25 protein-coding genes and 1 tRNA gene are annotated in these 26429 nt (G+C 39.4%); 3 read left to right on the plus strand and 23 right to left on the minus strand.

What is annotated here, in order from left to right; translation table 11 throughout:
• Positions 1-131 precede the first annotated feature (131 nt).
• From KH400_RS01870 to KH400_RS01930, 13 genes are all read right to left on the minus strand, one after another.
• Complete coding sequence (locus tag KH400_RS01870) at positions 132-2267, minus strand: tetratricopeptide repeat protein (RefSeq protein ID WP_217221473.1); 2136 nt, start codon at positions 2265-2267, stop codon at positions 132-134.
• Between the two features lie 272 nt (positions 2268-2539).
• A complete protein-coding gene (locus KH400_RS01875; protein WP_217221474.1) occupies positions 2540-3646 on the minus strand; it encodes an HD-GYP domain-containing protein in 1107 nt (368 codons plus the stop codon).
• A gap of 304 nt (positions 3647-3950) precedes the next feature.
• Complete coding sequence (locus tag KH400_RS01880; RefSeq protein WP_217221475.1) at positions 3951-4802, minus strand: TIGR03943 family putative permease subunit; 852 nt, start codon at positions 4800-4802, stop codon at positions 3951-3953.
• Positions 4783-5772 (minus strand): permease, encoded by a 990-nt coding sequence (locus KH400_RS01885; RefSeq protein ID WP_438821096.1) that lies wholly within the window; start codon positions 5770-5772, stop codon positions 4783-4785. Before KH400_RS01885 ends, KH400_RS01880 begins: the two co-directional genes overlap by 20 nt.
• Before the next feature lie 154 nt (positions 5773-5926).
• The gene (locus tag KH400_RS01890) at positions 5927-6889 is read right to left on the minus strand and encodes a CobW family GTP-binding protein (RefSeq protein WP_217221477.1); all 963 of its coding nucleotides are present in this window, start codon (positions 6887-6889) and stop codon (positions 5927-5929) included.
• A 263-nt stretch (positions 6890-7152) separates the two neighbouring features.
• Entirely contained in the window at positions 7153-8337 is a 1185-nt protein-coding gene (locus KH400_RS01895) for a GTP-binding protein (protein ID WP_217221478.1), read from the minus strand.
• Between the two features lie 65 nt (positions 8338-8402).
• Complete coding sequence (locus KH400_RS01900) at positions 8403-9566, minus strand: NAD(P)-binding domain-containing protein (RefSeq protein WP_217221479.1); 1164 nt, start codon at positions 9564-9566, stop codon at positions 8403-8405.
• Positions 9567-9607: 41 nt separating this feature from the next.
• Complete coding sequence (locus tag KH400_RS01905; RefSeq protein WP_217221480.1) at positions 9608-10336, minus strand: class I SAM-dependent methyltransferase; 729 nt, start codon at positions 10334-10336, stop codon at positions 9608-9610.
• An 86-nt stretch (positions 10337-10422) separates the two neighbouring features.
• Complete coding sequence (locus tag KH400_RS01910) at positions 10423-10791, minus strand: (2Fe-2S) ferredoxin domain-containing protein (RefSeq protein ID WP_217221481.1); 369 nt, start codon at positions 10789-10791, stop codon at positions 10423-10425.
• Positions 10792-10858: 67 nt separating this feature from the next.
• Positions 10859-11812, minus strand: a complete 954-nt coding sequence (locus KH400_RS01915) for a CobW family GTP-binding protein (protein ID WP_217221482.1) — start codon at positions 11810-11812, stop codon at positions 10859-10861.
• Between the two features lie 18 nt (positions 11813-11830).
• Complete coding sequence (locus KH400_RS01920; RefSeq protein ID WP_217221483.1) at positions 11831-12343, minus strand: MogA/MoaB family molybdenum cofactor biosynthesis protein; 513 nt, start codon at positions 12341-12343, stop codon at positions 11831-11833.
• A 307-nt stretch (positions 12344-12650) separates the two neighbouring features.
• Positions 12651-12726 (minus strand) — tRNA-Ala (locus KH400_RS01925).
• Positions 12727-12849: 123 nt separating this feature from the next.
• The gene (locus KH400_RS01930) at positions 12850-13011 is read right to left on the minus strand and encodes a hypothetical protein (protein ID WP_217221484.1); all 162 of its coding nucleotides are present in this window, start codon (positions 13009-13011) and stop codon (positions 12850-12852) included.
• A 216-nt stretch (positions 13012-13227) separates the two neighbouring features.
• On the opposite strand from KH400_RS01930, the gene KH400_RS01935 reads away from it, so the two are divergent.
• The gene (locus tag KH400_RS01935; RefSeq protein WP_217221485.1) at positions 13228-14163 is read left to right on the plus strand and encodes a copper amine oxidase N-terminal domain-containing protein; all 936 of its coding nucleotides are present in this window, start codon (positions 13228-13230) and stop codon (positions 14161-14163) included.
• Between the two features lie 193 nt (positions 14164-14356).
• On the opposite strand, the gene KH400_RS01940 is transcribed toward KH400_RS01935, so the two are convergent.
• The 3 genes from KH400_RS01940 to KH400_RS01950 all read right to left on the minus strand — a co-directional run bounded on the left by KH400_RS01940 (position 14357) and on the right by KH400_RS01950 (position 17676).
• Positions 14357-14755, minus strand: coding sequence for a YugN-like family protein (locus KH400_RS01940; RefSeq protein ID WP_217221486.1), 399 nt, complete (start codon positions 14753-14755; stop codon positions 14357-14359).
• Positions 14756-14918: 163 nt separating this feature from the next.
• Complete coding sequence (locus tag KH400_RS01945; protein WP_217221487.1) at positions 14919-16268, minus strand: glucose-6-phosphate isomerase; 1350 nt, start codon at positions 16266-16268, stop codon at positions 14919-14921.
• A 244-nt stretch (positions 16269-16512) separates the two neighbouring features.
• Positions 16513-17676 carry an iron-containing alcohol dehydrogenase gene (locus KH400_RS01950; protein ID WP_217221488.1) on the minus strand — a complete coding sequence of 388 codons (1164 nt, stop codon included), beginning with the start codon at positions 17674-17676 and terminating at the stop codon, positions 16513-16515.
• 182 nt (positions 17677-17858) lie between these two features.
• Here KH400_RS01950 and KH400_RS01955 point away from each other — a divergent pair, with 182 nt between their 5' ends.
• Complete coding sequence (locus KH400_RS01955; RefSeq protein ID WP_217221489.1) at positions 17859-18086, plus strand: DUF378 domain-containing protein; 228 nt, start codon at positions 17859-17861, stop codon at positions 18084-18086.
• Positions 18087-18162: 76 nt separating this feature from the next.
• Here KH400_RS01955 and yugI read toward each other — a convergent pair whose 3' ends face one another.
• Complete coding sequence (gene yugI / locus KH400_RS01960; protein ID WP_217221490.1) at positions 18163-18576, minus strand: S1 domain-containing post-transcriptional regulator GSP13; 414 nt, start codon at positions 18574-18576, stop codon at positions 18163-18165.
• 167 nt (positions 18577-18743) lie between these two features.
• On the opposite strand from yugI, the gene KH400_RS01965 reads away from it, so the two are divergent.
• Complete coding sequence (locus KH400_RS01965) at positions 18744-20087, plus strand: sodium-dependent transporter (RefSeq protein ID WP_217221491.1); 1344 nt, start codon at positions 18744-18746, stop codon at positions 20085-20087.
• Between the two features lie 78 nt (positions 20088-20165).
• Here KH400_RS01965 and KH400_RS01970 read toward each other — a convergent pair whose 3' ends face one another.
• The 6 genes from KH400_RS01970 to KH400_RS01995 all read right to left on the minus strand — a co-directional run bounded on the left by KH400_RS01970 (position 20166) and on the right by KH400_RS01995 (position 26174).
• Positions 20166-21329: a DEAD/DEAH box helicase gene (locus KH400_RS01970; protein WP_217221492.1), complete on the minus strand. Its 1164-nt coding sequence runs from the start codon at positions 21327-21329 to the stop codon at positions 20166-20168.
• A 224-nt stretch (positions 21330-21553) separates the two neighbouring features.
• Positions 21554-22723, minus strand: a complete 1170-nt coding sequence (locus KH400_RS01975) for an aminotransferase (RefSeq protein WP_217221493.1) — start codon at positions 22721-22723, stop codon at positions 21554-21556.
• A complete protein-coding gene (locus KH400_RS01980) occupies positions 22723-23223 on the minus strand; it encodes an Lrp/AsnC family transcriptional regulator (protein WP_246589125.1) in 501 nt (166 codons plus the stop codon). Before KH400_RS01980 ends, KH400_RS01975 begins: the two co-directional genes overlap by 1 nt.
• Positions 23224-24391: 1168 nt before the next feature.
• Entirely contained in the window at positions 24392-24862 is a 471-nt protein-coding gene (locus tag KH400_RS01985; protein ID WP_217221494.1) for an S-ribosylhomocysteine lyase, read from the minus strand.
• Between the two features lie 125 nt (positions 24863-24987).
• Positions 24988-25686: a glycerophosphodiester phosphodiesterase gene (locus KH400_RS01990; protein ID WP_217221495.1), complete on the minus strand. Its 699-nt coding sequence runs from the start codon at positions 25684-25686 to the stop codon at positions 24988-24990.
• Positions 25687-25760: 74 nt separating this feature from the next.
• On the minus strand, positions 25761-26174 hold the full coding sequence (locus tag KH400_RS01995; protein ID WP_217221496.1) for a hypothetical protein: 414 nt from the start codon (positions 26172-26174) through the stop codon (positions 25761-25763).
• Between the last annotated feature and the right edge of the window lie 255 nt (positions 26175-26429).

Genomic DNA, 26429 nt, shown 5'->3' on the forward strand with positions numbered 1-26429 from the left:
TAAACATCATAAAATGTGAAAAATATAATGTCAACCTATATAAATGTTAAGTTAACGCAAGGCATAAAAAAAGACGCTATCTCTGCTCTAACAGAGAATCACGTCTATCTATTCCTCTATTTCCTTCGTCCTCATTCAGCGGAATTGTTGAAGCTAGGTCGTTTTTCAGAGCTCATCCATTCTGATTGACGTAACCTAACTTCAAATAGTTTTAATGGGTCCATATACTCCTCTGGATTTGTTTTCAGTGCATTTATTTTCTCTTCGTTTTCGTGGATGGCTTCATTTGCTTGACCTTTCGCCTTGCCAAGAACCTCAAGCGGTTGTTTAAAGAACATCGTAATATCCTGCTCAAGCCCTTTTTCAATAAATTGAGCTTGGGCATTAAACTGCTGAATAACCTCAGCAATGACGTACTCATACTCTTCATTTTCGATAAACTTTTTATAAGCCTTTTGTAGCATAGCTTTATTCGTTGGAAGTGCACCGAGTAGCTTTCCCGAACTTCTTAACAGCAGTTGTGCTGGCTTAAATCCATTAACAATATTGATTTCCTCAATCTCAAGCCGGTTGATGAGTCGATCTGTATCCCGTCGCCAATCCTCTAAAATTTTAAAATCACAAACTAATTTAATCTCTTCATCACCGTAATAAGCATTGATCCCACCTGCCACGTCCTCTAAGGCGGATTGACTATGCTTAAATGCTGTCTCTGCTACCTCTAGCCAATCCTGCATCGCTTTGTTAAAGGTAGGAGCGAGTTTTTCTTCTGTATAGCGTTGAATCTTCTCATTCATTTGTTTGTTCAATTCCGCATGGATCGTACGAAAATCACTATCTTCCTTGATCAAGTCTGTGCATTCACGTAAAAGCGCGGGAATCGCTACTTTTAGCTCAGCTTGCGTCTCATCTTTACCATTTTGAAACGAGGTTTTGATTACTTTTATTTGCTCCTTCTCAATGTCAATCACCTGGTTGGTTGCCCCGTTTAGCTTCGTTACTAGCTCTTGGTTATAGTTCACCATCTCTACTAAGCTATTTTCAATTTCAACCGGCTGTTCGACCAGATGAGCGATTAATTGGCGGATGAACGATAAAATTTGTTCACTTTTTTCAGCCTTCGTGCCCGGTGATATGAAATGATCATCGCCTCCTGTAGCGATGATTTCATCACTTAACGATGTGAGCTGATCATCTAATTCAATCTCATGCTCCTGTACCCACTGCATGATAGATTCAAACAGACCAAAATTATAGACAAGCGTATCTGAATCGCCATTACCCGCTTCAATATAAGCTTTCGCCTCATCAACAACAACAGGGCTGACCTGCATCGAAAATGTTTCATTCCAAGCGAGTACGGCTGCCGATGGGAGTAAAGGTGCATCCGTGATGCTTAGCCAATTGGTTAACAAGTTCGGAACAACGTCTGCCAATTCGTCTGTAAAATAGCGCCCACTAATCAAATCAAAATAGCTCTCTTGATAGAGGATCGATAATTGACGTGATGATTCCGCACGAGCGTCTTTTAAATTTAAGAAGAGGTGATTAAATTCGCTTAGCCATGACAAATAGTACTCTTCGTTTTTATAGCTGTTCCAGAAAGCTGATACGATTTGTTCAAATCTCTCTTGATCAAGATTCGCTAACGTCAGTAGCGCTTCAGAAAAGTAATCAGGAGCGATGGCAATCGTTAATCCTTTTTCGACATAACCTTTTAAACGATCATACCATTCGGTCGATTTCGTTCGTATCGCCTCATTAACCGCTAATTCGATCGCACTACTCCAATCGCGATATTCTTCAAAGAAAGAACGGGCAAGTGCTGTGACATTTGGATAATCTGGATTCGTTGCAACAGCCTGCCGAATCACCTTGGCCGCTTGATTGAGTTTCTCTTGTTGTTTGTATACAGAAAATAATTGCAGAGATACTTCAGTGGTTAGAGTGACGTTTGTCGACTTAATCGTTATGTAAATCTCCTCGGCCTTTGAATAGTGACCGAGCTGATAATAAGCGTCTGCAATGTTTTTCTTTGCCCATGGCTCTAAATGACCACTAACCTTCTTCCATTTATAAATAGCCACCTCATAATCTTTGTTGTCATAATACACTTCACCTTGAGAAAAACGAATCTCAGAAAGCTCGGCTTCATGTTGCTGTTCCCGAAAATAGGCCTCCGATAGAACCCTCACTGGATGGCGATCGTCGTTATGATCTATAAACTTTTTATAATAGCTTTTTGTAAGCAATACATTCTCTACCATATTGATGTCACTTCCCTTATCTTAAGTAGATGAGAATTTAACTAAACTTCCTTCAACATACCCGATCTTCACAGCAACGACAAGAGACCTAAGTTACAGCCAGAAGGACTAAGTTTTATGTGAAATCGTGGGATACTCTCCTTTTTGCTGCAAAAAGTTGCTATGGTATACCCTATCTCTATGAAGGACTAAACTTTAATAAAAAAGACTCCATTTACTGTTAGGTTAGGAAATGGAGTCTTTTTGCTTCAGTCAGCGACGTCTAAGAGTTATCACATTAATGCATCTGCCTCAACGATTTCGATAGCTAGGTTATCCTTTTCCGATAAATCAATTTCATAAGGACTCACTTCTTGTTGGTCCATATCTTTTATAACCCTGATCACAGGCCTACCGGCTGAACCGAAGTTGTATTTCGAAACGATTCCCACTCTTCCATCATTCAACTTTACAGTTAGGCCTTGTGGGTAAATCGCAATACAATTCGTAAACAATTGAACCTGCTTACGATCAAATTGTGTCCCACTTCCGGCAAAAAGGATCTCAAGACCTTTATGCGGTAGCATGGCAGGTCGATAAACCCTCGAACTTGTAACTGCATCAAATACATCGACAACACTTAATATTTTTGCATATTTGTGGATTTGATCCTCTTTTAAACCACGAGGATATCCTAATCCATCCATCCTTTCATGGTGCTGCAAGGCACAATGAGCTACAGGAAGTGGAATTTCATGTACTTTTCGAAGAGTCTCAAACCCCTTTTCACAGTGTAACTTCACTTGCTCGTATTCTTCCTTCGTTAACTTTTCCGGCTTATTTAAAATCTCACGCGGGACGAAAACCTTCCCAAAATCATGTAACATGGCACCTAAACCTATTTCTTCAATGTTCCTAAGTGGCAAACCATTTTCTAATGCCAATTGACACGCATAGATTGATACATTTAAGCTATGATTATATACATAGTTCTCGTGAATCTTTGTGGTTGCCAGTAAATTTAATGTGCGCTGATTTTCACTCAAGTCATTTAAAATATCCTTAAATATTTTTTGGAAACTACGGATGATCCTTCCTGACTTCATCATCCCTTGAATATTTGAGCGATGTGAATCTAATTCGGCAATGGTTTTAAAGCCCTCTGTTATCTTATTAACAGCTTCCCAGCGTAACTCTGCAGGAATAGCTTCAACCACTTCAATTCCTACCGACTCTTCGTCCTCTATATAGATTGTCGTCACATTACATTTCTTTAACTTCTTTATAAACTTTTTTGTCAGTTCAGTACCCTCAGTTAAAAGAACTTTTCCATTTTCATTATAAATAGACTTACCTAATTTAATTCCAGGTTCACATCGATCCAAACTCACTAAACGCATTTTAAAATCCCTTCTTTTGTCATATCTTTTAAAACATCGAATAGGAACTTTAACTTCATTAGTTAGAATAGTACCGGAATAAAAAAAGTCTTTATACCTATTCAAAGCTATATTTTTCGACATAAATCACCATATTCCTGCAATTAACGAGTTTTTTACAGAAATAATAACCTTTCCTTTTCCAGATGGTTAACTTGTACTTGCTTTTACCGACGGAAATGTAGTTGGACACGAATTCGAATATTAAAGTCGCAAATCTAGGGAAAGAGGTAATGTCCTACAAGACTATTCCTTTTTTCCTTAGTTATGGATAGATATACGGATCAAGTGGTAGATCAATTTCTTTCCAGCTGTCCACTTTGATAACCGGGATCAGCCATTCACCCTCTTTTTGCACGTCCAATTTTCCTTTTACTCGAATCCATGAATTTTCTTTGATTCCAAGGCTAGAGCCATCCTCAATGACTATTCCGGCAGCATGGGCATCTGCCACACAATGGGTGACAAGAAACCTCGTAATCACAGTGCGTTTTGAATTGACATGAAAATCATCTTCTAAAATAAACCCATCCAATTCGATCGATTTTCCAATAAAGCCTTCTGGATACGTCGTTATTGAGGTGAGATAGTCTGCAAAGTTCGTGTTATCAAAGTAAAGGGCTGGTTCGTTAATAATTTCAAGAATATCTTTCTCTTGAGGGAACAATTCATGATCTTCAAGGTCACCATGATCATGATAAGTTGAATAGCTGACCCCTCTTTTTTGAGCTTCAGCTGCGCCAAAATCTTTATATGGTAAAAGAAACCCAGTTACTAACGGAAGGATAATAATTCCATAACTTATGAACGTTTGTAGCGAAAAACTCCCTCCATTGTCATCATCATGAGTACAGCCCCAAGGTCCACATTGACTGTGATCATGTTCAGTAGTAGTGAAAATTCGCGGTACTTGAATAAAAAATAAAAACAAAAAGAGCACTGACGCAATTTGACTAAAATAAAGATAATCTGGATTGATAAATCGTCCAATTTCACCGGACTCATGTAAAATAAAAATAAACACTGCAAACAATAATAATACGAAAGCCTTAATTAATTGCCTTAGGTGTATACGTAAAATGTTTACTCCCCCCCTCTTATAGCCATGGATGCACAAATAGTAGAATTCCTAGCACAGTTGTTGTGATAATGATCATTAGCACAATAACAAAACGAATATTAAAAACGGCCATCATCATAATCGTATTTTTCAAATCAAGCATCGGGCCATAAATTAAAAATCCAAGCAAAGATGTTTGTGGAAACAGATGACGGAAGGATGCTGCAATGAATGCATCTGCTTCCGAACATAATGATAGTAAATAGGCAAGTCCCATCATCACAAGAGTGGAAGCCAAAATCCCTTCTCCTAAACCTAGAATCGTTTTCGTTGAAATATATGTTTGCACAAATGCTGCTAACACAGCTCCAACAATTAAAAATTTACCCATAACAAAGAATTCATCGATCGCGTGCTCAAACATCGACTTTATCCGCTTCCCTACAGGTAGTTTGGAACTAGATTGATCGACTGCCAGCCATTCTTTGCTTCTTTTTAGTTGGTTTCTTGAAAATAGGATCGAGATGATACCAGCGATCATAATAGCAATTACTAATCCAAGCCCCATTCGCAATAAGGCGATCTTTACATTTTCACCAAAAGCCATATACGTCGAAAAAATGACAATTGGGTTTATCAAAGGTCCTGTAAGCAGAAAGCCTACCCCTGCAAATATGGGGACTCCCTTGGCCACTAAACGGCGTACAATCGGAACAATTCCGCATTCACAAGCCGGAAATAAGGCCCCTACTAAGCAACTCATGATCACAGCTTGAAACTTATTTTTGGGAATTAACCTTTTTACATGCTCATCTGTTACAAAGACTTGAATAATGCCCGCAATAAAAACGCCAATTAACACAAACGGAATCGCTTCAATCAAAATGCTGAGAAAAACCATATTAAAGCTTAGTAACGAATCATGTATGTGAAAAGATGTTATTGTAAATTGGTTATGAAAAAAAATGACAAGAGCCGCAATGGCTAAAAGGAAAAATCCTATCAGTTCAACTAAACGATAGTTCATTTGCATAACATATTGCCTCCAATTTTTCTTTCGTTTGCGATGTGCATACAAGGAACATCCAGTGCACAAAGCAAAATGATTGCGATTTAAAAGTGTTATTTTGTCCAAAGAAAAACCGTTAAGATCTGGATAAAATCTTAACGCTTTTTCAAAGTTAAAATGCTTTTGTCTTTTGAATAACACGCTGCCAATCCTTCAAAATTTCTTCCTTTTGGAGATCAATTCCAATTAAAACTAAATAATGTTCACCAGTGTAGTCTGTGCGCTCCCAACTCAGTCGTTTCATCACTTGCTGAATGAGATATGTACCATCGTCGAGTAAAACGTAGCCTTTGGCTCGAAGTAAATTAGACTTCCATTTTTTTAGAAACGTCTCAATATCCCTTTTGGTCGTCATTGATAAAAGTGGTAGTGAAATACTGTTTATACGCGAGTGTGAATGGTGGTTTGTATGATGATTGCTCTCCTGTTTAGTCCCTTTAATTTTAACTGTAACCCGATTCGCGTTCGAAAACGTAAAGAGCTTCGTCACATCAATGTTACTATAGTTCACATACGAGATCGTAGCTGCTGGATTATACTTCACTAGTAGTTTATTGATTTTTGATCTAATGCCTTCTGACACTAAGTCGACTTTATTAACAATCTGCATATCAGCTACTTCAATTTGCCTTCTCGTCGTTCGTACCAGCTCACGGTCAGATTCAAACATACTGTTATAAGAAAGGATATGCTCTGCATCAATGAGTGTAATGACTTTTTCAAGATAAACCCGATGTAATAATTCCGGTTCAGTTAATGAATCAGCAACTTCCTCAGGATTTGCGACACCTGTAAGCTCTATAAAAATAACGTCCGGTTCTAATGTAAGAAGTTTCTCAATCGATTGTGTAACTTCGCTTTTTTTGTTACAGCAAATGCACCCATCGAGCAGCTTTTCAATGATTTGATTTTTACTAGAAACACTTTTTCCATCGGTATCCGTTTCTCCCATTTCATTCATAAGTACAGCAGCTGTAAGTTTTTTTTGTAAACACTCATCAAGAAAACGTTTCAATAAGGTTGTTTTCCCACTTCCTAAAAATCCAGTTAATATAAACACAGGTACCTTTTTCATTTTTGAAACCTCCTTTTTTTACACAATTATAAGTATTAAGAATAAACCGTAATTATTCCTATTTATCTTTTATTGGATAAGATAACAGCCCAAAATCACACTAATGTTTTTTCCATACACAAAGAAATCACCATACCCACTTTAATAAATGGCTATGGTGATCTCTTTGACGATTATGGGCTTTTCACTAATCGAAAGTTTAAAATAAGAGGCTGAGACAAAAGGTAAAAACCAACCTTTTGTCCCATCTCTACGATATATTATTAAGCTTCAATAAATGCTGGAAGTTCATCAATAAACGTTGACCAATCCATGTTCATTTCTTCATCAGTAAGCAAACATCGATCAAGTGACTCTTCCACCTCTTGACGGTTCATCTCCAGACCAATCATTGCAATTTCAGTCATGCGGTCTCCATACGTTTTGTCCCACCTTTTAAGTAATTCAGGATCTTCTTGTAGTATTCGTGCTTTTTCTTCTTCAGGGTGTACAGCCACCCACTCTCCTGCACCTTGAATCATTAATGAAGGACCTGCTTGAGAAAGTAAACCGGCCATATGATTACGTGAAGCTAACCAAAAAAATCCTTTGGCACGAACGACATCAACTGGCCAATCTTCTAGCCATTTTTTCCATCTTTCCGGATGAAAGGGACGGTTTCTTTGATATACAAAAGAGGAAATACCATATTCCTCTGTTTCAGGTGTATGCTCCTGATTTAACTCCTTAATCCAGCCCGCACCTTGACTTGCTTTTTCAAAATCGAACAGGCCTGTATGTAAAACAGCATCTAATGGTACCTTTGAGAACGAGCTTGTTAGTATATTTGCATCCGGGTTTAACTTTTGTAAAATAGCTAATAATTCTGCCGTATCCTCATCATCTAGCAAATCAGTTTTATTAAGAATAATCACATTAGCAAATTCGATTTGATCGATTAATAGATCAACGACTTCTCTTTGATCGGTTTCATCAGTCGCTTGCTTTCGCTCCAGCAACGTTTCTCCAGATGAAAAGTCATGCCAAAAGCGATTACCATCGACGACGGTAACCATCGTATCGAGCTTACAAATTTCTGTTAAATGAATATCAAGCTCCTCATCGATATATGTAAACGTTTGAGCTACCGGAATCGGTTCGGAAATACCGGTCGATTCAATCACGATATAATCAATATCACCTGCCTTGACTAACTTTTCTACTTCGATCATTAGATCTTCACGCAACGTACAGCAAATACAACCATTTTGAAGCTCCACCATTTTTTCGTCTGTGCGTGAAAAGCCACCTTGCTTAATCATCGTCGCATCGATATTCACTTCACTCATATCATTGACAATGACAGCAATTCTCTTGTTCTCTCTATTCGCTAAAATATGATTTAATAAAGTCGTTTTTCCTGACCCTAAATATCCACTTAAAACTGTAACTGGAACCTTATTTTCCACAGGTTTCACATCCCTTTATCTCTAATAGTTGATTACATTCGATGTTGATAACCAACATCGTTTTACTACTGGTTTAGTACGATTTTTCTTGCAGCAATCCTGGCCCCCGAAATATTTCTAGAAACCGGACCTACCTCTAGTTCAGCTAGTGGGCCTGACACATATAAATGTCGGCACCATTCTAACGATTCACTAACAATTGGAAATCCACATTTGGCACATTGTAAGTTTTGTTCAGTTATTAGTTTTTGAAGCCATTGTTGCCCTTGTGGTACGGCTTGAAATCCCGTTGCTAAAAGGATGGTGTTTGTACTCATACTCTTGTTATTGTTTTTCAGGTTCAATTCAATCTCATTTCGATTTGCAGTAGCTGAGCTGATTTCGTCGGTAATAATCGTTAGTTTTCCTTCTCTTTCTAGCTTACGTAACTTACGATGTTGTTCTTTTGGAATCGAGCCTTTGTTTCTCGCTTGTTGAATCATTTTTCTTCTTTCATCATAATCTTTGATCATTTTAAACGATTGGAGATGCTTTGGTCCTAACCAGCCTGGGTGACTGTCAAAGGCATGCACCCGGAACTCATGACGTTTTATAAGTGTCACTTTACCAGGAAACAACGCACTTAGTGTAATGGAAACATGCGCTGCAGTGATGCCACCTCCTACGACTGTGATCGGTGGGGCCTGTTGCTTGAGGTCAGCGAGTCTTTCATTAAAAATATGATGGACCTGGTCTGGAACTTTCTTTTTTATACGTTCAGCCCACTCAGGAATATTTTGTTCACTCGTATTGAAGGCGATGACGATATTTTTTCCAAAAAATGATTGAGACTTGCTAGTTTCGACTCTCCATCCCTCTTGATGCTTCGTTACATCAGTGACCATTCCCTTACACCATGCTTGATCGACACCCACTTCTTTTAACACCCTTTCACAATGTTCATTAAACAGTTGTAATGACGGGCGCATATAATAGCCATAAAATCCTTTTTCCTTTATTGGCTTCCCGTATTTCTCTAAGCTAAAAGGGTTTATGTCAATATGATGAACTGAAGGTGAGCGTAAGTACTCCATTCCAATCAAACTTGTATTCCGTTTCCAATGAAAGAGTGGTTCATCATTTGGATCAATGATAAGTAGCTTATCAACATCGGCTTTCCCGCTTTTGATTAAAAAAGTAGCTACAGTACAGCCATGAATTCCTCCACCAATAATTATCCAATCGTACAAATCTTCATTTCTCCTTTTAATCGTAATAATTACTATTTATATTATATACTCTTCTGACAAATTAAAATCATACGTGGGGACCTTTGAGAATCAAATGGGCTTGCATCATAGTCTCCAATTTTGTTTTTGATAACAAAACCGTAAGAAGTTAACATAGAAACCATTTTATCTAAATCGTACAATTTTATTTTCTCTTCATACTTCTTTTCTTCTTTTTTAGACTTTAGAATAATCGATTTATTCACATATCCTTCTTGAATTTTTCGGTACTGAATGAGTTCCATCGAGCCCACTTCTTCTTTTGAAAAAGGAATCAGATTATTTTTAAGAAAGGTAGGGTTTAGATAATCGATAATAAAGTGACCTCTACTTTTTAAAGCACGGTTTATCCCTTGGATTACTTTTTCATTTTCTTCATCTTTCTCAAAATAGCCGAAGCTTGTAAACATATTTACGACTAAATCCATTTCTTCATTGAAAGGTGTATTTCTCATATCACACCTCATGTATTGAATCGGCATATTTAATGAGAGACGAATAGCCTCTTGTAACAGTGGTGCAGAAAGATCTACTCCGGTCACTCTCCAGCCCTGCTCTGCTAGGTAGCGAGAATGTCTTCCGTAGCCACAACACAAATCTAGTACTGACTTATTTCCTTTCGATGATAGTAATGGAAGTAGGTTTTTTAGTTCATTTCCCTCTTTACCATTTCGGTGTTGATAAATTTTTATGTAGTCAGTCTGAAAATGCTCTTCATACCATGTACTCATGTAATTGCTACCCCCTAGTTCGACTAATAACAGGAATGATTACGATTTATAGGGTAAAAATTTTTATAGCCTTTTTGATACTTTCTTTACATTTCCTCGTTTTTGTGCACTCCTAGAATCGTTTCTTCAGAAGGGACAAAACATTCTCCATTATAGGAATGACTAACCTTGTCTTTTATATAACTGCCTTTTAGTAATGAATCAATCAACCGAGGTGCATCCCTACCTGACATCTCCTTATACCAATGACCATCGGGATAGGTAATTAGGACACATTTATCTTGACACCTGCCATTGCACAGAGTTCTTGATGTATGTATGATATGATCTAACCCCTTGGCCATAATTTCATTTCTAACGGATTGGGTTAATTCTTCCGCACCTGCTTTATTGCAGCTACCTCCATTGCAAATAAGGATGTGATGTTTAGTAGTCGTTAAATTCCATGTAGCCATTTACCTGCCTCCTCGTTTCAATTATGTTATAGTAAGAACTTTGTTGAAGAACTATAAATAACATGGACTACTTGCCAATTCCGATATTTTGCATTTCAAATAATTCTTTTTCAATCTTACTTCGTTCTAATTCATCATCTCCTATGAAAACGAGAATAGGTTCATAATGCTTCTCACATCGTTCAAACATTGGTTCACCATAAGAATAATTAAATAGAAATATTCCTGGTGTCTCCTTTAGTTGAATAAATCCTTTGGCACGAAAGAGATGCCTGTTCATTTTCTTTAAAAGTTGAACGAATTGAACTCTATCTATTGGACGATCCATAGGAACTGTAATCGTTCTTAGATGTAAATGTTTGTGGATATGGGAGTCATCATGAACCTCTTGTGGTAAAAAACGGTTAGTGCTTCGGTTTTCTGAAGAATATAGCATTGATGGGTCAATGTTTGCATACATCACTGGAAGTATCCGTGCCCATTGATTGACCTCCTGAACGTTCTTCTTTACCATCTCTATTACTGACTCGTTCACCTGATCTGTTTTATTGATGAGTACGAGATCAGCATACTCCGCTTGTTTTTTCATAAGCTTTCTTAATTTTATGCTCATTTTACCCTCATGCCACTGGATAGCATTTATAACTGTAATCACAGCTTTTATCTCAACTTTTCCTGCTAGTAGAGGATGAGTACATGCATCTATCACCTCTAATGGATGAGCTACACCTGTTGCTTCGATATAGATAGCATCTAAATCATGTTCTTCTAGGAGTGATGTAAGTTGTAAACTTAACTCACCTTGAATCGTACAGCAAATACACCCATTTAACATTTCTTTTAGAGGAGTGTCGTTAGGTATGATCGATGAATCTACACTCACCTCACCTAATTCATTCATTAATACCCCGATTTTCCTTTCATTTCGTTTTTCAACTTGAAGCAACTGCTTCAACAAGGTGCTTTTTCCACTTCCTAAAAAACCACTTAATATAAAAATATCTACCGCTCTCTGCCTCATTTACATCCTTCCCTACTTCTATATGTCTTTTCTAATTTCTCGTATCACATGTGATAGTTCCGGAATAATCAATTTACTCATCGCCAATTTTACAGCACCACTTGAGCCTGGCATAGCAAATACAGCGGTATGATCAATAACCCCTGCAATAGCACGACTTAAAATAGCTGCAGAACCTATATCTTCAGTAAAACTAAGCATTCTAAACAATTCTCCGAAACCGACGATTTCTTTGTCTAATTGGGCCTGGATCGTCTCAATAGTAACGTCTCGAACTGCTATACCAGTACCACCATTTAACAATATTGCATCAATCTCTGGTGAATGAATTCCTTTGATAAGGGCTTCGTTAATCTTTTCTTTATCGTCTGAAACAATTTCATAATCAGCGGTTAAATGCCCACCGTTAGTTAAAAATTCTCGAATCAATAAACCGCTTTTATCTGTTTCTTTTGTACGGGTATCACTGACAGTTATAATTTTACATCTGATTTCTTTGGGCGCTTCTTTTTTATGCTCGAATACACTCAAGTTTCATTCTCCTTTAACAAATTTATTGATCTCGATAATTACCTTCTAAAAAACTGTTTGATTACTATACTATGTAATCATTGATGATTGACAGTTTGTAAATCGTAATCATTACTATCTATATTTTATAGTAAGTGATTTAATTTATTGGGTCAACCTAAAGTTCCTAATAAATTTAATACCATCAAAAAAGCCCCCTATAGGTAAAAATCTCTACATAAAAAACGACCTATCCCTCGTGAGATCGAGAAATAGGTCGTTGTATATGCGCAGTATGTATACTTTTTAAAATATTTATGTTTATGTATGGTGGAGCATAGCGGGATCGAACCGCTGACCTCTACACTGCCAGTGTAGCGCTCTCCCAGCTGAGCTAATGCCCCGTAGTAATAATGAAGTTTTGTCAAAGAAGGTCCCTGTTTCTTCCTCTACTCGTCACTCTAGGTCGTCTATGCGTCGAAACAACTCGTCGCAGCTTTACTCGTATGAGCTAATGCCCCGTAGTATTAACTAAAAAGGACGCCAAGAAGGTACCAGCCTGCACCGGCGATTAATCCGACTACTAATGCCCCTAGCACTTGTTCCTTCATCAGTTTTTTATGCTTCGTAAAGTCAAAAATGACCCAGCCAACAAAGACTGTAAAGGCAAATACGATTGATTCAACCATTAAGTCGGTCCTCCATGCGTTTCTTCCCTGTTATCTTATCAAAAAAGTGTGGATAAAGACAAGTATTTTGTAACATTTCCGCCCGAGAATCTGCTCGAAGCTATGATACACTAAAAGATAGTTAAAATTGCCATCACCTTGTAACGTTCCTAAGCCTTGACTCGTCTATTTTTAGAAAAGCAAAGATCATGTAGCTTTTTTTAAAAGGAGAGGATAATGATGAAGAAGTTAAGTGTACTAACGCTTGCGGCATTTGTAGCATCAGCTGGTGTCGCTCACGGGTCAGCACTCGCACAAACAGTAGAATTACCCTCACAAGCCGAAGCCGAGCCAGAAGACGCTGACCAGCTTGAAGCAAGCATTTACTTGAAAAACACAGGTGTGATTTCAGAGGTGAGAGAAGATGATGACTCAACCTCGCTAGTTATCGAAGGTCCAGAGGAAGATTCGATCATGATTTTCCCAATGACAGATGATGCGCTTATCTTTGATAGTCGCACAACCGAACAAGTAAACAAAGACGAGCTCACGGAAGGACAAACGATTACAGGCTACTATGATAAGGATACGGCACATATCATGATTTATCCACCAACGATCGCACCTGAGATTGTAATTATTGAGGATGAGCAAGAAGGCAGCCAAGTAAAGGTGTCCAAGTTCGATGAAAACCTCGTTAGCCTAGACAATCAATTAGCGCTCACGATTAATGAAGAAACGATTCTTGTTAATGAAAATGGTGCAGCCATCACAGAGGAAGACTTGTCTGGGAAAGAATTAATTGTTTTCTATACAATCGCGACAAAGAGCATCCCAGCGCAAACAACACCACAAAAAATTGTCGCCCTTGATCATACCGACAAGAAACAGGAGGAAGTGGAACGGCTCATTGAAAATGACAATTATTATAAAAATGACACAAAAATGATTCCAATTCGTTCCATTGCCCAATCGCTTGGTTTTACAGTCGGCTGGGATCAAGAGACACGTTCAGTCACGGTCCAAAAGCAGAACCTTTCGATCCAAATCTCAAATGGTGACACGGCCTACAGCTATAACCGCAGCCTTCGGGAGTTCCCTGTTGCCCCTGAGATTCAAGACGGTAAGACATATGTACCTGAAGACATTGTTGAGTTACTTATCAATGACTAGGCTGGCACAAAAGGTTGTTTTTTTACCTTTTGTGCTAGCCTAGTAGCAATGAGCGTGATATTGGCAATGGCTTCACACGCCACATGTCCGTTGTGAGAAACCCACTCACATCAAGCTTTTAAAGAGGGTGGCGGTTACGCACATTGCTAAGAGTTGGGACAAAAGGTAAAAACCAACCTTTTGCCCCAACTCTTCATGTTAATAGTGTATCTTCGAGCTCTTGGACAAGCGTTTTTCCTGTCATAATGTATTCATTAGGGAAGACAGCGTCTTTATTCCGTGGCTCTTGGAATTGGTTCATAAATGAATTGTAATCCATAATACGATCGTCGAGTTCCGACTTGTATTCATGGGCTAATAAAAATGGGCGTCCAAGTTGAACGATCACCCCTTTTTCACCGACTTCTCCTTTTACAGCATAGAACGGTATACGTAAAAACAAATAGCTCCCATTGTCATCAATTTTATAATCAAATGTTCCATGATCATAATCCCAGTTGCCGCCAATATCATAACCTAGTGGCTTTAGCTTCTTTTCTAAATGATGCAATGAAAATTGCTGTTGCTCTATATTTGAAGGCATTTCAATCATCGATCTTTCTCCTTTCAACCAGTTCAGGTTCTCTACCTTTACTTTGCCCAACATCGCTAAAACTACGCATAAAAAAAAGAGTGCCTAAATGGCTGGTTGCTACCATTTAAGACACCCTTATTTTCTGTTCAAACAAGGGAGGGCCCCTCCCTCATTTGAACTCTTATAATCGTTTTTCTAACTTCGCTTTTTCCTCTTCAAATCCTGGTTTACCTAGAAGGGCGAACATGTTTTTCTTATATGCTTCCACCCCAGGCTGATCGAAAGGATTTACGCCTAGTAAATAGCCGCTAATCGCACACGCTTTTTCAAAGAAATAAACCATGTAACCGAAATGATATTCATTTAGCTCCGGAAGCTTAACGATTAAATTCGGCACACCACCATCTGTATGCGCGAGCATCGTGCCTTCAAATGCCTTTTTATTAACAAAGTCCATCGTTTCACCAGCTAAATAGTTTAACCCGTCAAGGTCATCATCAAACGCTTCAATTTTGATTTCTTCACGAACACGTTCAACATGAAGAATTGTCTCAAATAGCTGGCGACGTCCGTCTTGGACGTATTGTCCCATCGAATGAAGGTCAGTTGTGAAATCAACAGATCCTGGGAAAATCCCTTTTCCATCCTTCCCTTCACTTTCACCATATAGTTGCTTCCACCATTCAGATACGTAGTGAAGCGCTGGCTCATAATTGACCATCAGTTCAATACTTTTGCCTTTGTTATATAGAGCATTACGAACGGCTGCATATTGGTACGCTGCATTTTCACTTAATGCAGGATTATCAAAATCCTTCTCGGCAGCCGCTGCACCGTTCATCATTTCTTCGATGTTTAAGCCACTAACAGCAATTGGTAGTAAACCTACTGCAGTTAAGACTGAAAAACGTCCACCAACATCATCAGGAATCACGAATGACTCGTAGCCTTCAGCATTGGCTAGCGTTTTTAATGCGCCTTTTTCTTTATCAGTTGTTGCATAAATTCGGTTACGCGCTTCCTCTTTGCCGTACTTTTTCTCTAAGTACTCGCGGAAAATTCGGAAAGCAATCGCTGGTTCTGTCGTTGTCCCTGATTTTGAGATCACATTGACGGAGACATCTTTTCCTTCAAGTAACGCGAATAAATCTTTAATGTATGTAGAACTGATGTTTTGACCAACAAAGAACACTTGCGGTGTTTTACGCTCCTCTTTTGAAAGCGTATTGTAAAACGAATGCGTTAACGCTTCAATCGCCGCACGTGCGCCAAGGTATGACCCTCCGATACCGATGACAAGTAATACATCAGAGTCTGATTTAATTTTTTCAGCCGCTTGTTGAATGCGGGCAAATTCCTCTTTATCGTAATTCGACGGAAGGTGTAGCCACCCTAAAAAGTCGTTGCCAGCACCTGTTTGATTATGTAGCGACTCATGCGCTGTTTTTACAGCGTCTGTTAAGTATTCAACCTCGTGTGTATTTACAAATTCCAATGCCTTTGAATAGTCAAACTGTAATTTTTCAGTCATTGCTTTCCTCCTATAACTTTAAAATAAAACCATCCTTTTACACTTTAGTAAATCTAAAATAAAAACTCAATAACCATTCTATATGTAAGCGTGTCCAATTTTAGTACAGTTTATCAGTTACGATTTTCGTCACTTTTAGACCATTTTGTAGATGCATTGGTTAGTGACATATGAATGAGTTCAGACTCTTCACAAAAAAAAGTGCCTTAAAGGGGGAATGTTCTTTAAGGCACTCGCAAAGGTATTATCTTGAGTTTTTCAGAATCGTTAGCACATCTTCTTTATCAAGCTTTTTAAAGTTTCCAAACGGGCCATTAGCACAAGCTTTATCAGCAATCACTTCAAACTGGCTGTCATCGATGTCATAATCAGCTAATCGCGATGGTGCTCCAAGGCTCTTCCAAAATTGCTCTAATCGCTCAATCCCTTCAAGTGCAACCTCACGATCCGATTTTCCATTAGGATCAACGCCAAAAACACGAACAGCTAACTGAACATGGCGTTCAATTTTTGTATCTAGTGAATAACGGAGCCATTGCGGAAAGAGAATCGCTAAACCACCTGCGTGTGGGATGTCATAGACCGCTGAGACAGCGTGTTCGAGATTGTGAGTCCCCCAATCGCCTCGTGCTCCCATTTGCGTAATTCCGTTAAGAGCCATCGTTCCACAATATAAAATCGTCTCTCGATGCTCATAATTTTCGAGATCTTCCATCAACTGTGGAGCCGTTTCAATGACCGTTGTCAGGATTGATTCACAAATTCGGTCTTGTAATGGGACATTCTCTGCTTTTCGGAAGTACGCTTCTAGCACGTGTGTCATCATATCGACGATGCCGTAAACGGTTTGATCCTCTGGTACTGAGTACGTATAAACGGGATCTAAAATTGAAAATGTTGGGAAATTAAATGGAGATCCCCAACCTACCTTTTCTTTTGTATCCCAATTTGTAATCACAGATCCTGCATTCATTTCTGAACCCGTCGCCGCAAGTGTCAGCACCGTTCCTAACGGTAATGCTGCTGCCGGCTGCTCCTTTTTCGTAATGATATCCCAAACATCACCATCATATTTTGCACCAACAGCGATCGCTTTCGTACAGTCAATCACACTTCCGCCACCAACGGCAAGAAGGACGTCAATGTTTTCATTTTTACAAATCTCCACGCCTTTATGTACAGTTGAGAGACGTGGGTTCGGTTCTACCCCGGATAGTTCAAAGACACGTGCATCGATTGCCTCAAGTTGAGCGATCACCTGGTCATAAACTCCATTTCGCTTAATACTGCCACCACCGTAGACGACAAGTACATTCTTCCCTAATTGTTCGATTTCTCCACCGAGCTTGTCGATCTGACCTTTTCCAAAGATCAATCTTGTCGGATTGTTATAAATAAACTCATCCATCTGCATTCACTCCTTTAGGGCATTTCCCTTATTATCACTTACTAAAAAACGGCTTGTAAAGCAAACCGTCCCGTGATTTACCTAATCTTACCCATCTTGAAAGCGAATAAATCAATCTTCGCTTCCACACCTTAATAGTACGCCATTTCATAAATAACATTCTTAAAAAGGAGGTGTTACACATGAGTGGTATACAACGCTTTGCGCTTTTACTTGCAATCATCGGCGCGATCAACTGGGGACTTATTGGCTTTTTCCGCTTTGACCTTGTCGCTGCAATTTTCGGTGGACAAGCAGCTGGATTTTCGCGCTTCATCTATGCGTTAGTCGGACTGGCAGGGCTTTATTGCATTTCGCTCCTCTTTAAACCTAGCGAAGAGTTTGCACGCGAACCTGAAACTGAGCGCTAATGAAAAAGCAATACGTGTATAATAAAAACGAGGTAGCCATGACTGACTACCTCGTTTTTATGTCCGATCTTACTCGTTATTTTTTAGCACGTTTGTTTAGATCTGCTTGGATCTCATTTGATTGCTTTAACCACTCTTTAAGTTTATCTTCAAGTGTGTTAAAACCTTGGCTCTTCGATTGCTCTTGACGCTTTCCGCCACCAGCAGGTTTTCTTTGTTGTTTTGGGCGCTCTTTGCGCTCTGGAGCTTCTTGTGTTGCACGGATTGATAATGAAATCTTACCTGATTCTTCATCTACAGATAGGATTTTCACTTTCACTTCATCCCCAACAGAAAGAATTTCATTAATATCTTTTACATATCCATGAGCAACTTCAGAAATATGAACAAGCCCTTGTTTTTTTTCATCCAAAGCTACGAAAGCACCAAATGGCTTGACGCCTGTAACTTTCCCTTCAACAATACTACCAACTTCGTAATTTTCCGCCATTAAAAACATCTCCTAACTATTTTTTAACCTGTTAAGTTTAACATAGGTTTGAAAAGAAAGCAAAAGTACAAATCATTGTCAAACAATTGACTTTGTATTTATTATAAGTAATAATTGAATGCTATATTATAATATTATACTACACAGAATAGAGAGGTCATATCAAAATGAAGAAAAGAGAACAATGGACGTCTAAAATTGGATTTATTTTAGCCGCTGCCGGTTCAGCCATCGGGCTAGGCGCAATCTGGAAGCTCCCATATGTCGCTGGCACAAATGGTGGTGGGGCTTTCTTTCTTATTTTCCTATTATTTACACTCTTGATTGCGATGCCATTATTATTAGCTGAATTTATTCTCGGGCGTAGCACTCAAAAAGAAGCGGTCTCAGCCTACCGTCAGGTTTCTCCAGGAACAAAGTGGCATTGGATTGGACGACTCGGGGTCATTACATCCTTTTTATTACTATCCTTTTATAGTGTTGTTGGTGGATGGATACTCATTTACCTATTTCGCAGTATTACCGGTGGTCTTGCCTCATTAGAAGCTGACCAGTACGGACCGTTGTTTAACAACGTCATTGCGAACCCAGTGGAAGCATTAATCGCTCATTTTATCTTTATGATTCTTACGATTTGGGTTGTTCAAGGCGGGATCCAAAAAGGGATTGAGCGTGCAAGTAAATATATGATGCCTGCACTATTTATTTTATTTCTGATCATTGTTATTCGCTCATTATCATTAGATGGTGCATGGGAAGGAGTAACCTTCTTTTTACAACCAGATTTGTCAGAAATTACATCTGAAACGATTTTATTTGCGATGGGACAATCCTTTTTCTCTTTAAGTCTTGGTGTATCGATTATGGTTACGTACAGTTCATATTTACCTAAAGAGGAAAGCTTGCCACGCTCAGTCGGATCTGTTGTTGGTTTGAGCTTGTTTATCTCATTATTAGCGGGTCTTGCGATTTTCCCTGCTGTATTTGCATTTGGATTCGAGCCTAGCGAAGGCCCAGGGTTAATTTTCGCTGTTCTTCCAGCTGTGTTTTCACAAATGGCATTCGGCTCTGTCTTTTTCACATTATTTATCGCGTTACTACTATTTGCAACATTAACATCAGCGTTTTCATTGCTTGAAATCATCGTTGCATCGATTACGAAAAATGACCAAGAGAAGCGTAAGAAAGCCGCTTGGTCAGCTGGTCTACTCATCTTTGTGATGGGGATTCCATCCGCACTATCTTTCGGCGTCATGAATGACTTTTTAATCTTTGGTTTACCATTCTTTGATGCTGTTGATTTCCTAGTAAGTAACATTTTATTACCAATTGGTGCCTTATTAATTTCAATCTTTGTACCATTGAAAATTCCAAAGGATGTCCTTTGGAAGGAGATGTCACAAGGAACAAACATTGCAAAGAAATGGTTTGCGATTTGGCTGTTTTTAATTCGCTATCTTGCACCAGTCGCGATTGCGATCGTATTCTTAAATGTTATCGGCGTGATTTAAAGCCATATATAAAGAAGTCCCCAGTTCGTCTTTGGAACTGGGGATTTTTTTGTTTCTTTATGATCTGTTCTTATAGGCTTATCGCTTTTGCCTAGGTGTTGATTCCTTGTCCGCTAACGCCCCGCGTGTATATTCCTTTTCAGTGATCGTAAACTGAAGAGCCTTTTCGAACTTTTTAATAATAAATTGTTCTTTCGGTGTCGCAATCGAAATGACGGTACCACTTTTACCAATACGACCTGTACGCCCCGCACGGTGTAAATACGCGTCCGCATCAACCGGGAGATGCAAGTTAATGATATGAGTAATATCATCGACATCAAGGCCACGAGCGGCAAGGTCCGTCGCGACGATGATGTTCAGCTTACCCTCTTGAAAGTCTTTAATCGTTTTTGCACGTTCTGTTTTGTGACTGTCGCCAGAAAGCGAATCGGCTTTGATCCCCTTATAACGTAGCTTCTCTGTCACCTCATTGGCTTTATCAAGATGATTGACAAAAACGATGCCTCGTTCAACCTCGAGTGTCCGAATCAGTCGTCTAACGAGATCGACACGTTCACGTTCTTCACATGTAAGGTAATAGTGATCAACCTTTTCTGCTTCAATCAAACCACCCTTACTTTCCAAATAAACAGGTGTGAGCGCATGCTGACGAACGAGCTCAGAAAAGTCTTCCGTAATCGTTGCTGATACGAAGATGAATTGGGCTTGTCTCCCGACTCGTTTGGCAATTTCTTCAAAGTCATTCCATGTTGGCTTCTCATTTAACATCCGATCTGCTTCATCAACGGCTAACGTCTTCACTTGGTGAAGTTTAAGCTTTTTCTTTTCTGCTAACTCCACGATACGCCCCGGGGTGCCGACAACGACGTGCGGCTTCTGCTTTTTTAATTTTTCGAGCTGGCGCTTAATATTTGCGCTTCCGATAAATGCTGAAGCTTTGACCTCTGTTCCTTGGATGAGGCTTGTGACCACATCATAGATTTGCATGGCGAGTTCATGCGTAGGTGCTAAAATTAACGCTTGTAAATCATTATTTGTCGGATCAACCTTCGTTAACATCGGCAATAAGAAGGCGAAGGTTTTCCCTGTCCCTGTTTGCGAGCGGGCAATCACATCTTGATCATCTAAAAGCTCTGGAATCATTTGTGATTGAATATCGGTCGGTTCCGTTATGTTCATGTCTGCTAAGGCTTTCGTTAGAAATGGTGCTAACTGAAAATCACTGAATTGTTTATCCATGCTGCATTGCCCCTTTTGTAACTTCTCTTTTGTATGAAAATCATACCATATCGCTCTTTGAAAACCAAAGTAGGCGCTAATCGAAAGACGACTTGCCTAAAAAACTAAAAATTTTTTTAAATAATATGTATAAAATCAGTCGTCCCGGGAATAATGCTAGTATCGATGTAAGTATTCCCCCTAATGTAAAAAGGGCTGCCAGATCACATGGCAGCCCCATTTTTTTATTTAATAAAACGTCCGATCCGCTCAACTGCTTGTTCAAGGTTCTCCATCGATGTGGCATATGAACAACGAATATGACCTTCACCGCCCTCACCAAACACATTACCAGGTACGACCGCAACACGTTCTGTCATGAGCAATTTTTCAGCAAAATCGTCACTGCTTAACCCTGTCTCTTTAATCGATGGGAATGCATAAAAAGCCCCACCTGGCGTATGACATGGCAAGCCAATCTCAGCAAACGACTTGACGACAAAATTACGACGTTGACGATAGCTATCGACCATCTTATTAACATCATCTAAACCATTTCGTAACGCTTCAAGCGCCCCATGCTGCGCAAGTGTTGACGCACACATCATCGTATACTGGTGAATTTTTAACATCGCACGAACAATATCTTCAGGTCCAGTCACAAAACCGAGACGCCAGCCAGTCATCGCGAAGGCTTTTGAAAAACCTGAAATCAAAATTGTTCGCTCACGCATATCTGGTAGTCGTGAAAAGCTATAATGCTCCCCGTCATACGTTAGTTCTGCATAAATTTCATCAGAGAGAACCAGTAAGTCATGCTTTTTAATCACAGTAGCAATCGCTTGGAGCTCTTCTTTTGTCATCACCGCACCTGTTGGATTGTTCGGAAAGCTGAGCATAATTGCCTTCGTTTTATCAGTAATGACCGCTTCAATTTGCTCTGGTGTTAATTTAAAATCGTCCTCTTTGCGGGTGCCAACAGACACTGGGATTCCACCTGCTAAAGAAACGATCGGCGCATAAGATACGAACGTCGGCTCAACGACAATCACCTCATCACCGGGATCAACAATCGCTCGGACCGCAACGTCTAAGCCTTCACTCGCCCCAACCGTAACAAGGACCTCATGTTCCGGGTCATAGGCCGTCTGAAAACGGTTATATAAATATTTCGAGATCTCTTCGCGTAATTCAATCAAACCAGCATTTGCTGTATACGCGGTAAAACCACGTTCCATTGAGGAGATACTCGCTTCACGAACATTCCAAGGTGTGACAAAATCTGGCTCACCGACGCCAAGTGAAATGATGTTATCCATTTTCGAAGCTAAATCAAAAAATTTACGAATCCCTGACGGCTGGATGCGTTGGACAGCTTCAGATAATCGGTTGTTCGTTTGTACTGATTGTTTCATTACGGTGTCACCACAATTCTTTGATCATCTTCGCCTTCTTCAAACACAACGCCGTCATGCTTGTATTTTTTCAGCTGGAAATGCGTTGTTGTCGAAATGACCGAATCAAGTGCTGACAGCTTCTCCGATACAAAACGAGCAATTTCCTGCATTGTCTTCCCTTCAATGACGACAGATAAATCATACGCACCAGACATTAAGTAAAGTGCTTTTACTTGTGGAAAACGATAAATTCGCTCCGCCACTTCATCAAAGCCTACCCCTCGTTGTGGTGTGACTTTAACATCGATCATTGCTGTGACTCCCTCGTGATCATAAACCTTACTCCAGTCGATCACCGCAGAATAGCTCAGAATCACTTTTTTATCTTCGAGTTTTTTTAAAATTTGTTTTACTTCATCTTCAGTTAAATCAACCATTTTAGCTAGCGTTGATAATGAGACTCTCCCATTCTCTTCAATGATATGTAGGATTTCTATGTCTTTACTCTCCATCTTCATCTGTTACTCCTTTCATGCCTTATCTCCACATACGTATCAACATATGCTTACAGCTGTTTTGTCTATAATATCATATCTACCCGTATAACTGCTTCTGCTTTTCAAAAATTCTGAAACGATTTTCTATTACCTATCCAACGAAAATATTCGAACAGCATATATAGTATCTGTACGTAAGCCAAAAATTATCAAATAACCCTACAAACAACATGTCAAAGGTTTTTAGGGGGTAGTTGGTTAGTTGGTTAGTTGGTTAGGTATTAGTTGGTTAGTTGGTTAGTTGGTTAGGTATTAGTTGGTTAGTTAGTTAGATATTAGTTGGTTAGGGGGTAGGCGGTGATGACTGATATTACCGAATATAAAGCTACTCCACTTTCACGAATCCATCTATGCTTTGGGACGGGCACCATGCGGGCACCTTTTCATTAAAAAATACTCTCATCGTTCGTAACCACACCAAAAAGATAGTTACTACCCACAGATAGCAAGACCCCAAACGATGTCAATCGGTTTGCGGCGACGATAGTCGACGTAGTGGGAACAATGCAGAATGCAGTGAAAGCCTGTTCTTGGCTTTCAAAAGCATTCGTAATTGGTTCCACGTCTAGGGTCGAGCGGATCCACCTCACCATACGGACCTATCCAAACTCATGCGGGCACTCTTACCGTACATTATCCTTTACACCATTCGTAATTAAACTAAAAAAAGTTAGTTGCATCCTATAGATAGCGAGACCCCAAACGGTGTGAATCGTTTGCGGCGACGGTAGTCGACTTAGTGGCAATACAGAGAGCGTTGAAAGCCCGCCTTTGACTTTCAACAGCATTCGTAATTGATTCCACGTTTAGAGGACCTTAGAGGCTCCATCCCATTTACACATGCGGGCACTAAATTCTTTCATAAATCCCCTCACCATTCGTAACCACACCAAAAAGATAGTTGCTACCCACAGATAGCGAGACCCCAAACGGTGGGAACCGTTTGCGACGGCGATAGCCGACGTAGTGGGAACAATGCAGAATGCGGTGAAAGCCTGTTCTTGGCTTTCAAAAGCATTCGTAATTGGTTCCACGTCTAGGGTCGAGCGGATCCACTATACAAGAGGAATAGTTTTTTTATTTAATCAAAAAATCGAGTCCAACTCTGAACTCGATTTTGTGAAAGCTATTAAAATACTTCCTTCAAAAATTCCTTATCATGACTTAACCAATGCTTCATAAGACGCTTAGCCCCTTCAAGATCATGAAGCTTCGCCTGACCACACTGCTTCTCATTCGCAGCCGGAACCTCTGTCAAATCAAGAGAAAACTCCATCGTCTTCTCCAGCACATCAATAATCTCCTCAACAGACGGCTCACCACTAACAATCAAATAATACCCCGTCTGACACCCCATCGGTGAAAGATCAATAATCTCAAAATGATCATAATCCTCAGCAAAACGACGAATATTCAAAGCCAATAAATGCTCCATCGTATGAATCGTATCCGGCTTCATCGCCTGCTTATTCGGCTGCGAAAAACGAATATCAAATTTATTTACAATTCCATCGTTCCCAACCTTATGCGCCCCACAATGACGAACATATGGCGCTTTTACAATCGTATGGTCAAGCTCAAAACTTTCTACTGTAGGCATCTTACACACTCCATTTCCAAAAATGATAATCTACTATTCTTCCTAAGATAAGTATAAATGATATCAGATATGATTGTCTAAACAGAAGATTCTAAAAAAGTTGACGATAATGAAGCAAAGCTCTACTAACACCCAAACAGCTCACAGGCACGATCAGGATAATCTGTGATCAGCCCATCAACTTGACGATTAGCGATCTGCATCATCCGCCTCTTGTCATCAACCGTCCAGACATAGACTCCGACACCAATCCGCTTCATGCGACGGAGAAAGCTTGCTCGCAAAAGACGATAATTCACACAAATGACATCAGCGTTTGCATCAAGCAAGCGCCTTGTTGGAAAAAGGTCAGCGACAAGCTGATTTAGTTGATTCTTCTCGTAACGTTTTCCAACGATCAAACCAGTTTTCACTTTGGGATTTTTCTCTTTACAAGCTTTAATGCTTGCATCGGAAAACGAAGTTAACAAAAAATCATCATAAGAAAAAGCTTTTGCAACTCGTTCAATTACTTCTTCCTCATAACCACTTTCCTTTAATTCAACATCAAGTTTGATCTTCCCTTGGCATTGCCTTACCACCTCATCTAGTCGAGGGACGGTAAAGCCATGATTGTTCGTCCGTTCATTTAATTGTTGATAAGTGAGCTCCGTAAGGTTCACACCATCCACCGCAGGATCATGAAAAACAACGAGCTCTCCATCGCTTGTTTTCCGAACATCAAGCTCAACCATATCAATGTTTAACGCAATCGCTTTTTGAAACGATTCAAGCGTGTTCCCTCGAGTCAATCCCGCTGCACCTTGATGACCAATGATAAGCATCTGTCACTTCGCCCTTCCTCGCATCTTTTCTCAATCCCTAGACACTCATCCCAGCTTTAACCGTTATCATCAATTTATTCATAGCCATTTAATTTATTCACCTTAATCCCATGGTTTGTCGCAAAGGTGAGCAAATCACGATCAAAATCAGTCGGCTCAAACTTGGCAAGCTTTAACCGAAAGCCTTTATGCATCATCACTAACACCGATACCTTACCAGCCAGATTCATAAAATACATTTCTTTAATGTTATCAGCCATCGCTTCCCTAGTGACAACCGTTAACGAGAATAGATTAATTTTGAACTGAATGCGATCATCACTTATCCTTAACTCATAATTTACAAATAAAGCTAAAATCAATAAAACTAAAAATAGATAAGGAAAAAATGCTAGACGATGGTCCAGGAAAAAAATATTAAACGTCGCGATAATAATTAATACCGTCCAAATCGTCTTTGATTCCTTTGCTTTATAAATCCGCTCCATACGCTCCCCCACTTTCTCTCTTCACACCTATATCGTACCACGAATACAAGAGTCAATGAATGTTTAATCAAACGTTTAATTAATTTCACCAAACACGCTTCTAACGCCAATTTCAGCCAACAAGCAACTGATTACGAACGTTGATGGTTAGTAGTTAGTATCTAGTTATTAGTTGGTTAGGAAGAGATCCCTCCCCTTATCTAGCCTACATATAGTTGGTCCACTCTCTCGAATCTAATTGTGTTTTCAATCCAG

This window comes from Desertibacillus haloalkaliphilus, assembly GCF_019039105.1.
GTDB classification, from domain to species: domain Bacteria; phylum Bacillota; class Bacilli; order Bacillales; family KJ1-10-99; genus Desertibacillus; species Desertibacillus haloalkaliphilus.